Annotated in this window: 12 protein-coding genes and 3 pseudogenes; 13 read left to right on the top strand and 2 right to left on the bottom strand. The window is 35.6% G+C overall.

Annotated features, from left to right (window positions below; genetic code table 11):
* Positions 1–185 precede the first annotated feature (185 nt).
* From FTU62_RS04490 to FTU62_RS04455, 9 genes and pseudogenes are all read left to right on the top strand, one after another.
* Positions 186–710, top strand: a complete 525-nt coding sequence (locus tag FTU62_RS04490) for a hypothetical protein (RefSeq protein WP_179994745.1) — start codon at positions 186–188, stop codon at positions 708–710.
* An 18-nt stretch (positions 711–728) separates the two neighbouring features.
* Positions 729–1,223, top strand: a pseudogene (locus tag FTU62_RS17595) (VENN motif pre-toxin domain-containing protein); the annotation flags it as partial.
* A gap of 345 nt (positions 1,224–1,568) precedes the next feature.
* A complete protein-coding gene (locus FTU62_RS17590; protein WP_373886324.1) occupies positions 1,569–2,012 on the top strand; it encodes a polymorphic toxin type 47 domain-containing protein in 444 nt (147 codons plus the stop codon).
* Between the two features lie 23 nt (positions 2,013–2,035).
* Positions 2,036–2,503 (top strand): hypothetical protein, encoded by a 468-nt coding sequence (locus FTU62_RS04480; RefSeq protein WP_180101942.1) that lies wholly within the window; start codon positions 2,036–2,038, stop codon positions 2,501–2,503.
* Between the two features lie 294 nt (positions 2,504–2,797).
* Entirely contained in the window at positions 2,798–3,760 is a 963-nt protein-coding gene (locus FTU62_RS04475) for a VENN motif pre-toxin domain-containing protein (RefSeq protein WP_257223058.1), read from the top strand.
* Between the two features lie 2 nt (positions 3,761–3,762).
* Positions 3,763–4,092: a hypothetical protein gene (locus FTU62_RS04470; protein WP_180101941.1), complete on the top strand. Its 330-nt coding sequence runs from the start codon at positions 3,763–3,765 to the stop codon at positions 4,090–4,092.
* 58 nt (positions 4,093–4,150) lie between these two features.
* Complete coding sequence (locus FTU62_RS17370; RefSeq protein WP_373886321.1) at positions 4,151–5,116, top strand: VENN motif pre-toxin domain-containing protein; 966 nt, start codon at positions 4,151–4,153, stop codon at positions 5,114–5,116.
* Positions 5,117–5,119: 3 nt separating this feature from the next.
* Positions 5,120–5,617 (top strand): hypothetical protein, encoded by a 498-nt coding sequence (locus FTU62_RS04460; RefSeq protein ID WP_180101940.1) that lies wholly within the window; start codon positions 5,120–5,122, stop codon positions 5,615–5,617.
* Entirely contained in the window at positions 5,614–5,832 is a 219-nt protein-coding gene (locus FTU62_RS04455) for a VENN motif pre-toxin domain-containing protein (RefSeq protein WP_180101939.1), read from the top strand. The genes FTU62_RS04460 and FTU62_RS04455 overlap by 4 nt, the downstream gene beginning before the upstream one ends.
* Positions 5,833–5,847: 15 nt before the next feature.
* On the opposite strand, the pseudogene FTU62_RS04450 reads toward FTU62_RS04455, so the two are convergent.
* Positions 5,848–6,995 (bottom strand): annotated as a pseudogene (locus FTU62_RS04450) (IS3 family transposase).
* A 53-nt stretch (positions 6,996–7,048) separates the two neighbouring features.
* Between FTU62_RS04450 and FTU62_RS04445 the strand changes: the two are divergent.
* The 4 genes and pseudogenes from FTU62_RS04445 to FTU62_RS04430 all read left to right on the top strand — a co-directional run bounded on the left by FTU62_RS04445 (position 7,049) and on the right by FTU62_RS04430 (position 9,495).
* Positions 7,049–7,288, top strand: a complete 240-nt coding sequence (locus FTU62_RS04445) for a hypothetical protein (RefSeq protein WP_180101938.1) — start codon at positions 7,049–7,051, stop codon at positions 7,286–7,288.
* Positions 7,285–7,593: a DUF3969 family protein gene (locus tag FTU62_RS04440; RefSeq protein ID WP_180101937.1), complete on the top strand. Its 309-nt coding sequence runs from the start codon at positions 7,285–7,287 to the stop codon at positions 7,591–7,593. The genes FTU62_RS04445 and FTU62_RS04440 overlap by 4 nt, the downstream gene beginning before the upstream one ends.
* Before the next feature lie 129 nt (positions 7,594–7,722).
* Positions 7,723–8,342 (top strand): annotated as a pseudogene (locus tag FTU62_RS04435) (IS5 family transposase); the annotation flags it as partial.
* A gap of 78 nt (positions 8,343–8,420) precedes the next feature.
* Positions 8,421–9,495 (top strand): IS3 family transposase gene (locus FTU62_RS04430; protein ID WP_180101936.1). Its coding sequence is split into 2 segments (ribosomal slippage): positions 8,421–8,683 and positions 8,682–9,495, totalling 1,077 coding nucleotides; the frame shifts between segments, so codons are not numbered across the junction.
* Positions 9,496–9,545: 50 nt separating this feature from the next.
* Here FTU62_RS04430 and FTU62_RS04425 read toward each other — a convergent pair.
* Positions 9,546–10,277, bottom strand: a complete 732-nt coding sequence (locus tag FTU62_RS04425; protein WP_180101935.1) for a Fic family protein — start codon at positions 10,275–10,277, stop codon at positions 9,546–9,548.
* Positions 10,278–11,142: the final 865 nt, after the last annotated feature.

Below are 11,142 nucleotides of genomic sequence, written 5' to 3'. Positions count from 1 at the left end.
GAATGGTTAAGACAAGCAGAAAAGATAGCTTATGAACAGCTAGCACAAGCTAGTAAAATGTATGATTATAAAACTAGTAAAGTTTTATCTGGTAACGCACATCAAGTAAATTTTATGTCCAATACAGCTAGGAGTAATCCAGAGTTATTCAAATTAGATTTGAATAATGTTAAGGAAATAAAGTAATGAGTAAAGAAAATATAAAAGAAATATATTACGTTTTTAAGTCTTCAATTAATGCGCAACAAGTAGAAGTTTTAGTTTTTAGTCAGGAAAAATTTGACTCAATCGGGGATTGGAAAAAAATTGATTCTTTAAAAAAACCATTAATTAATGTGGGTACTTGCATCGTTACTGATACGGGAAAAAAAATCATAGACGAATCGGGTACTGTCTCAGTGTTACCTAACCATAAAAATTTAATTCTTATATTTGATAAGAATAACAAGAAATTTTTGTGTCCAAACAATGCTGCGATTTATAATTCTGATGGAACTTTAAAACATCAATTATTATTACCTGAAGAAGGTTTTTGGACTCCTGATGCTGAAGGTTGGTATATACATTCAACTTATTATGCAGATTTTCCAAATTTAAAAGGGTGGGGGGTAATGGTCACTAATAATCATAAGTGGCCAGATTTATGTTTTTGTTTATACGATGGCACACCAAATTTGATTTGGACAAAATATAGTCAAGAACGACGGTGACATGATGTGTGCTGAAATAGTACACAAGAGAAAGATCAACTTAACACATACAATGAAAAGGTTGATAACTATCAGAAACTTGGTGTCCTGCTTGATACAATTTCAACAGGATTGTCAGCACCAACGAGTTCAGGTTTAGGCATAGCGGCAGCTACATTAAGCCCTGCGGCAAGTTACGAGATTGGTCAATACTTTAAATCTAATGATGCAGAAGGAAGTACAGCGCATATTTTAGCACATACGCTATTGGGTGCAGCGGTTGCAGCAGCAGGTGGAAATGATGCTTTAACAGCAGGTTTGGCAGCAGGTGGAGCGGAAGCATCCTCACCGCTACTTGCTAAATACTTATATGGTAAAGAAGCAAAAGACTTAACCGCAGATGAAAAATCTACTATTAGTTCAATCACTGGTTTAGTTGCATCTGGTGTAGGTGCAAGTACTGGTGATGTGGCTTCGACTGTGCAAAGTGGTCAAGTGGCTCAGAATACGGTGGAGAATAATTATCTGACTATAAGTCAAACTAAAAAAATTGATAGTGAATTTGGTGCATGTAAAAGTGATAGTTGTAAACAAGCAATTTTAAAAAAAATAGAAGATGTATCCTTAGAGCAAGATAAAGAATTGGCTGCTATATGCTCAGTAAATGCAGTGTTATGTAAAGAAAAATATGGATTTATTGTAGAATATAGAAATAAAATTAAGCAAACATTAGTTGATACTAAAAATTTGCCACCAAATTATGTGAGTGGATTATTTGCTCAGCAAATCGATGCAGAAGGTTTCGTTTTTAATGTTGAGTTAGCTCGTCAATTTAAAAATAAATATAATATTAGTGATGAAGATGCAGTACGTTACGCAATGATTGTATCTGCAATTGGCGTCGGGAAAGCTATAAAAATTAATAATAAAAATTCTGCATCTCAATATAATAAAGATATAGCTTTTAGCCAGGGATATAAATTTAAAGAAGGTATTGATATTGATTTACGTGGGAAGCAAGTTTATACGAAAGATGCTGTACAATTAGCATTCGAAAAAACTGGTGTTCCCAAAGATCAATTTATCGTTACTAAATGGGGATATGATAAAAATGGTAAGACGATTCCTGTTGAGTATAAGACATTGCCTGGTAGTAAATATAAGGGAGCGGAAGTAAGTGTAGATGTTGCTCATGATGGTAAAGGTACATTAGGGGTGCCACATGTAGGTTGGCAAACTCCTGGAAAAGGTAAAAACAGTGTAGTGGGTCATATTTTGTTAGATGATGTTTCAGCTAATAGATCGAAAGAAAAAAATCCATAAACATTTTAAGGGAGATTATAACTGTGCAAAAAGGTGAAGATTTTTTTATTGAAGACTTTTTTGAGGTAGTTGATGAATTAAGTATTTCGTATCATGAACTGGACATTAATAAAAGTGAAAATTTTTATATCAAGGTTTTTGAAAAATATTTCAGGGAAAAACCAGCTTTGAATGATTCTGAACTTTGGCAGAAATTGAAAAAAGAAACACTTGGTGTTCATTTACCAATGGGAGCTTCTCAGATGGAGAGGCTTTTTGAATTTTGTAATCCTAAAGAACAAAGTTTATACTTTTTTTTTGATTTTTATTATTCTAGAAAAATGTTTGAATTTAGTAGTTTTGATGACTTATCAAGAGTTTTTGAAAATACATATAATTTTAACTTTTATATTGTTGGTGAAGATTTTTTATTTGTATGGTGTAAAGAAGAAACGATTTTTGGGGCTGGTTTAGCGGAGAGTTGGATAAAGTCTTTGCAAAATAATTGGTAGTTTTAAGTAGATGATATCCCTGACTTACAAGCCATCTTAGACAAACAAAAGATTGTATCGGATGCGACATCGACGGTTGTTGCGGCAACACGTACTTATAGCCAAAATAAACAAGCCGCAGCAGAAAAACAAAAGCAAGCAGCAGAGCAGCAGGCACTTGAAAAGCTGCAAGCGGAAGGCGGAGCAGATTGGGAAAAATATAACAGCACAGATGATTATGTAACGAAACAAAATCTTCTGAAAAATGCTTTACCAGCATATAAAGATGCATCAGACCAAGCGCAAGCATGGGGTATGGGCGGAGACAGCAGTCGCGCACTGAATGCCGTGACCACAGCGATTACAGCAGCATTGGGTGGACAAACAGACCTACAAGCAGCAACGAATGCCTTAGCACCATATGCAGCGCAAGTTATTGGGCAAGAGTTCGGACATGGTGAAGACAAGAACACCGCAGCACAAATGGTCGCACATGCCTTATTAGGGGCAACGCTCGCTTATATAAATGGCGGAGACCCGACAGCAGGAGGCAGTGCGGCAGTAGCGAGTGAAGCAGCGGCGATGTACCTAACAAAACAGCTAGAAGAAAAATATAAAAATGACCCTAAATATTTTGTAAATGGAGAGTTCCAAGCGAATCTATTGTCAGAAACTGAAAAAGCTCAAATCCGTGATTTAACCGCAGGGATTGGCGCTGTCATTGGTGGAGCGGTAGGAGATTCAACGTATAACGCTCAGTTGGCAGGTGTGATTGGGCAGAATGCAGTGGAGAATAATAATCTCGATTTACCATATCCAGTGAGTCAGGATTGGGGGAAAGATAGTCAATCATTAATAGCTTATGGTATTCAACAAGGCTGGAGTAATGAAAAAATACAAGCTGAAGTTAATAAAAATTTAAGAGGAAAAGGCGTTGAGATAGAAAATAAAGATATTGTTGAGGTCTTAGATAAGACTGGTAAAGTTGCTACAATTATTGGAGTTTACCCTTCACCATATACAAAACCTATAGGGGCTGTAGGTGGAGCATTAGGTACTGCAAGTATTTTAGTTGATAATAAAAAAACTGGGACGCAAAAAGTTTTTGAAATATTTGGCTCGTCACTTGGTTCATTTGGTTCTGGTAGAGCATTAAAAAATGTACCTGTTTCAGAAGGTGTTAAAAATGCACATAATACTATATCTGGTGAAATTGGTGGAAAAGCAGGTGAGGCTATGTACCAATGTATACAAAATCCTAAACAAGCTGGATGTTAAAAATGTTAAAAAAAGTACTTCTGAATTATGTAATGGGAAAATATCGTAAAAATTTAGCTATATTCTCAAGTCTTGTATGTACATTAAGTACAATACGATATTGCTATGCTATAGAGACACCATTATATTTTCCTGGGATAATATTTTTTTTCTTAGTTCCTGTACCATTTGTGTTGGCACTTTATAATACTCCTGTAGTGGGAATGCCTTCTATAGATGAGAATTCGAGCGATTTAGATATTCAATTAAGATTTTATGGTTTAGTTGGAATGTTCGTCTTATTGCTAGGTTATATTTTTTTAACATTTAATCCAGAGTTAATGAATTCCTAAAAGTAGGACAAACCGACTTACAAGTCGTAACCAATACCCTTCACCATATGCAGCGCAAGTGATTGGACAAGAATTTGGCCACGGTGAAGATAAAAACACGGCTGCACAGTTAGTGTCTCATGCGATATTGGGTGCAACACTTGCTTATATTAATGGTGGTGACCCAACCGCAGGCGGAAGTGCAGCAGTTGCAAGTGAGGCAGCAGCAAACTACTTAACCAACCAACTCGCAGAAAGATACAAAGATGATCCTAAGTACTTTGTAAATGGTGAGTTCCAAGCAAATTTACTGTCAGAAGCTGAAAAAGCACAGATACGTGATTTAACAGCAGGGATTGGTGCTGTGATAGGTGGAGCAGCAGGAGACTCGAGTTATAACGCACAATTAGCGGGTGTGATTGGGCAGAATGCGGTGGAGAATAATGAATTATTCAAAGTAAATGATAAAGGAGACTTTATCGCATGTTTTGAAGTATTCGGACTTTCATGTTCACCTAGACAGGGAGAAAGGGCTGCGACAGAACAGGATATTAGAAATGGTGCAATCAATATTGCAATAGATGTTGCAGCAGGATCTATTGCAGGTCGGTTTGTAAAAATTGTAAAAAACGGATATGAAGTTGGAGGAAAAGTATTTAATAATTTAGATGATGCAATAAAAGCTATTGAAAAGATTCAAGGAAAATCATCGTCGATCTATAGCCCAGAAGCAAGTAAGGCATTAAAAACTAAACTCAAAGCTCTATCGGATGCTCAAAAAACAGCAGCAAAAACACAAGAATTACCAGATGGTAGGATTAGATATTATGAAAAGGAAAGATTAGCTGCGAAGGATGGACCAACGAGAGGATCTTCTTTTGTTACAGAGTACGATCCTAAGACTGGTAATGTAAGGCAATGGAATGAAAGCTATGATAAAAGTGGTAATGTTAATAGAGTACACCCAAAATCAATAAATGGGCAAACGGTTACAGGACAACATTATCCTCCAACAGGGAAAGAGAAACAGATGGGAGCAAAATAAGTGATGAATAGTAATTTACAAAAAGAGCTTCAAGATTTAAAGAAAATAATTTTTTATAATTATGATCCTCTTAAAGTAGCTGAGGTAGCTTTTCATATTTACTATGAGTATATGTCAATAATTTCATCCTTATCGTCACAGAAATTAAAAGATTTAGCGGTAATGGAAATGGGAGAGGAGTTTGAAATTCCGAAATATCATGCAGAAGAAATAATTAATTCTATCATAAAAGAAGAAAGGAATAATGGAACAATTCTAGATTTTAAGGAAGATCTACAAGATTTAAAAAAGTTAGTTTTAAATCATTATGATCCAACGATAACTTCAAAAAAAGCGTTGGAAATTTATAAAAGCTATGAACTAAATATTAAGCCTTGTATTGCAGATGATTTACAGATTTTATCTATGATGAAAGATGATAAGAAATTTGAACTTTCAAAAGATGAAGTAATATTTATTATAAATTCTATTTTAAAAGGGCTTTGTTGCACAAAGATTTGAAAGACAATACTCTACTGGCAGGTGTGATTGGGCAGAATGCAGTGGAGAATAATTATTTATCTAAAAAGCAGGTTAATGAACTTAATACAAAACTTAATGCATTAAATAATGGTACTAAAGCTTGTCGAGATAAAGCTTGTGTGGAAGAAATAAATAAGGAAAGAAATAAACTTATTGAAGAATATAGAGCTATAAGTAAGAAACAGGATGTTTGAATAGCCACCAAAATTCTAGACACACATAACCATCTTTTGATGGGCCTTTTCATAATCTAATGGAGAACGCTGACCATTGGAACCATGTCTGCGTTTTGAGTTATAGAACATCTCTATATATTCAAAGATATCCGACCTTGCTTCAGTTCTTGTCACATAGATTTTCTTCTTGATCCTCTCTCGCTTTAACAGCTGAAAGAAGCTCTCAACAACAGCATTATCATGGCAGTTTCCACGCCGGCTCATACTGCTTTCAAGGTTGTGATGCTTGAGAAATGTCTGCCATTCATGACTGGTGTATTGGCTACCTTGATCAGAATGAATCAGGACTTTGTTCTTTGGGCTTCTTCGCCACAAAGCCATCAGTAGAGCATCTAAAACCAGATCTGTTGTGATTCTCGACTTCATAGACCAGCCAACGACTAGCCGTGAGAATAGGTCGATTACTACTGCAAGATACAGCCATCCTTCATGAGTGCGAATATAAGTGATGTCAGTCACCCACAACTGGTTGGGCTGGGTGGGGTTAAACTGTCTGTCTAAAGTATTTCGAGCCACAATCGATGGAGTACTAACATTAGCTCTAGGTTTGCGATAGCCACGCTGTGACTTGAGACCATTCGCCTTCATGAGTCGATGTACTCGATTGATACCGCAACTTTCGCCAACGTCTTTCAAATCACAATGAATCTTGCGATAACCGTAGACTCCGCCAGATTCCAACCAGAACCGTTTAATTAATCCTGAAAGCTGTTGCCGCTTCCTCGCAGTTATACTGGTAGGTTTCTTTAACCAAGCGTAATAACCACTGTGATGAACATCTAACGTTGAACATAAACGACGAACAGACCATATATGTTGGTTGTCCCGAATAAAGGCGTACCTCATTTGGACTGGCTTGCGAAGTACACCGCGGCCTTTTTTAATATGTCCCTTTCTTCAGTGACCCTTTGCAGCTCTTTTTTTAATTTCGCTAATTCTGTAGTTGGATCACTAGATTCTGTTGTCTAGGGCTGCTGTGGATCATAACGTTTGATCCAAGCATACAGACTATGTGTAGTGGTTCCTAAACGTGTAGCAACTTCAGCCACACTATGACCTTTCTCAGTGACTTGTTTTACTGCTTCAATTTTGAATTCTTCAGGGTATCGTTTACTGCTCATAAGCACCTCGTTAATTAGCCATTTTATCTAACTAAAAGGTGTCTACAAAATCGGTGGCTATTCAAAGTTACCCACGTGGCTTCAGAGAAGTACAAAATGGTACGACAAATAACACTGTTAAGAACCAAGAAATTTTAAGTGAATTGAGGAAGGTTGAACCAGGTAAGTGGAGTAAAGTTTATAAAGATGGTTTTGATGCAGCCGGAAATAAAGTGTCTATTCATTATTTTCGGAGTCAAAGTGGTAAAGTATTTAATGTTAAAACTAAACAAGGTTGGAATAATGCACGATGAAACTTAATTATAGTATTGATCTTGATCAAAGTGAGCAGTTTGTTAATATATTTATATTGGGAGTACTTGTAGCATTAAAAAATAGATCAATATCTCTTGATGACGCGGAAGGATTTATTTTTAAACCATTTATAGCAGATTTCTTTAAACAGAATATTAGTGAAAATTTGTCTGAACTTGTTACGAATGGATGTGAATTAGAAGATTACGTGGATTTAAACTTAAATAGTTTGGATGATAGAATTAATACATTAATTTCAAATTTATTAGTTGAAATTAGTAAAAAAATGATTTTGGTAGACTAATAAATAAAGAGATTGATATTTTTTAGTATATTAATTTCCGATCAATCTGTCTTGATCGGATTTTTATATCGATAAGGCTTTGTTGCACAAATCTACCGATAAAGTCTTATTCAGCAATATAATTCGAAAATGAATAAACCCACACCTAAAATCTATCGTACAACCAATTGGTCTTCTTATAACAGTGCATTAATAAATCGAGGAAATCTCTCAATTTGGTTTGATCCCAAGACTCAATGGTACGCTCAACCCAAAGGTAAACATGGTCGAAATCAAACTTATTCAGATATAGCCATCCAATGCTGTCTGATGATCAAATCTTTATTCAGACTCTCTTTACGTATGGTCACAGGTTTTGTTCAAAGTCTGATTAAACTTTGCGGATTAAATTGGACAGCACCAGATTACAGTACGCTTTGTAGAAGACAAAAGCATATTGAGATTAGCTACCAAAAAAGTAGCAATGGCTACATCTACTCGTAGATTCCACTGGCTTGAAGTTTTTAGGTGAAGGTGAATGGAAACGTAAGAAACATGGACCTGAATATGGTCGTCAATGGCGCAAGTTTCATATTGCTATAGATGCTGAAACCCTTCAAATACGTGCAGTACAGCTCACTACAAATAATGTGATCGATTCGCAAGTACTTGGTGATTTACTTTATCAAATTCCCTTGGGTGAACAAATTGATTCGGTCTATACCGATGGAGCTTATGACACAAAAAGATGCCGTCAAGTCATTTCAGATCTAGATGGGTAATCCCCCCTAAAAATAAAAGGATCTAAAAGTAGAATTTTCTCTTAAGATACAAGCAGGAGATTCTGCATGAAAACATCTAAATTTACTGACAGTCAGATCTTGTCCATTTTGAAACAGGCTGAATCTGGTACACCTGTAGCTACTCTTTGCCGTGAACATGGCATGAGCAATGCTACATTCTATAAATGGCGTGCTAAATATGGCGGTATGGATACCTCATTAATGGTTCGACTCAGAGAGTTGGAAGTAGAAAATACCAGACTAAAAAAAATGTATGCTGCAGAGCGATTAAAGGCAGAGATTATTCAGGAAGCAATGTCAAAAAAGTGGTGAGCCATCTTGCCGACGTCAGATGGCTCAACAAGCCGTTGCCCTGCATGCGGTTAGTATCCGTTTAGCTTGCTCTGCATTTGGCATTAGTGAAACCTGCTACCGTTATCAGGCTAAACTTAGCGATGACAATGCATTAATTGCTGGACAGCTCATTGAACTCACTGAGGAAAATTCCGATTGGGGATTTGGTCTGTGCTTCACATATTTACGACATGTTGAGAATCATTGCTGGAATCACAAGCGGGTTTACCGCATTTACTGTGTGTTGGCACTAAATCTGCGTATTAAACCGAAAAGAAGACTAAAACGGCACGCGCCTGAACCATTGAAAGAACCAATCCGAGAAAATCAGGTCTGGTCATTAGATTTTATGCATGATCAGCTGATCGATGGTCGAAAGTTCCGATTATTAAATGTGATTGATGATTACCGTCGAGAAGGCCTAATTATTGAAGCAGGATTCTCATTACCTACAATCCGAGTTATTCGAACCCTCAATCAGTTACTGGAATATCGAGAGAAACCCTCAGTAATTCGATGTGACAATGGACCTGAATTTATCAGTCATGAATTTGTACGCTGGGCTACTGAGAACGGTATTCGTATAGAATATATTCAATCGGGCAAGCCACAGCAAAATGCGTATATTGAACGATATAATCGGACTATACGTTATAGTTGGCTGAGCAAGCATTTGTTTGATACGTTAGAAGAAGTTCAAGATTACGCAACTGATTGGCTGTGGCATTACAATCATGAAAGACCACACCAAGCTAACAAAGGAAGGCCACCTCTAATGGCTGCTTAACCTCTACTTTTAACTTCAGTTATTTATGGGAGGATTACCGTAAAAGCGGGTTATATCCCTAAAATAACCTGATATGGTTTAAATCCTTCGAGCACAGCCTCAGAAACTAATTGAATAAAAGTTTCAGTCTTTCCATAAGCCATCCATTGATCCAATGCTTCATAGTAAGCTAAACGATTTTCTACAGTAATCACACAAGGTGGATAACCAGCTTTCATTAGTTCTAAATTCATGAGTAGACGTGATGTACGACCATTGCCATCAATAAAAGGATGAATACCAACAAAATCTGCATGTACTTTAGCAGCTCGTTCAATAGGATGAAGCGTGAGTGCTTCCGAATTATACCAATCCACGAGCTGAGCCATTTTGTCATTTAGTAGAGTATAGTCGGGTGGAGTAGTCGTAGCACCTGAAATCAATACGTTTTGCTGGCGATAACGTCCTGCATTGTCATCATCAATATTTTTGAGAATAAGCTGGTGGATATTTCGAATTTGCCATTCAGAAAAAGGCTCATCTTTACGAATAATGTCTTCAACGTAGTAAATCGCATTTCTATGGTTGATTGCCTCGAAATGTTCTCGTAATGCTTTGCCACCGACTGTTATACCTTCTAAAACAACTTTTGTTTCTAACAATGTCAGAGTATTGCCTTCGATTGCATTTGAATGGTATGTCCAGCGAACAATAAGATCTTCTTGTAGATTTTTTACAATTGCAGGAGAAAGGGGACGATGCTGATCTAATTTTGTTTTTAAAGCATCAATATTTTCAAACATAACTTTATCCCTACAGTTGTATCCTTAAATGATACATGAAAAATAGAAATATAAAAAAGTAACAATATAACATTTCATTTTATATTCAATTTACATGTGTTAATCTCAATACACAAGTTCAAATCCTAAAACTGACTTTGAACAAAATTAATTTTAGGATTCAATAAACTAAATCTAATTTGGGTAACAATTGGGTACAAAATTTCTAGATTATATAAATTAATATTTAATATCATTAGTTTAGGGTCTGAGTTCAATTGACGCCATCTCAAAAACTCAAAATTGTCTTAAATAAGTTAATAGATTTTTTTACGGTATTTTTTACGGTAAAGGAAATTATTGTTTTTAAATTTACCTTATAAATCAATCTAATATAATGTATTTATTGTGCGCGCTGAGCGCACCATTTTTTAGTTTTGACTGTTTAACTAAATTTTGCGAATCAATAGCTTTTTTTTATTACTACTTTTCTATTCAACCCGATCAATCTCAAAGCCCAATATTGCTTTAGCCATCATTGATGTATCTTTTTCTATATAAAGTTCAAAATATTTCTCAGTTGTTTTTATTCTAAGTTCAAAGTCATACAAAACATTTAAATCGAAAACTTATAAATATTGAAAATAGAAAGTTCACTGTATTTATATCTGCATCTAAATCAAAAGAATCTATTGAAAACACGATTATAAAAGTCATGCACCAAAATAGTGGAGCTTGGAAACTTAATAGAACACTTATCGTTTTGTATTGCCTAAATAAAATAGGTAAATGATTGGTAAAATATATTAAAATATTGAAAAATAAAGAATAATTAGAGTTGGCATGATGTGTGCAGCACAGTATTCAAACTTGGATACAAGAATGA

This window comes from Acinetobacter sp. YH12126 (assembly GCF_013418745.1).
GTDB classification, from domain to species: domain Bacteria; phylum Pseudomonadota; class Gammaproteobacteria; order Pseudomonadales; family Moraxellaceae; genus Acinetobacter; species Acinetobacter amyesii.
The sequence above is the reverse complement of the archived record's forward strand: the minus strand, read 5'-3'. Positions and strand labels throughout refer to the sequence as shown.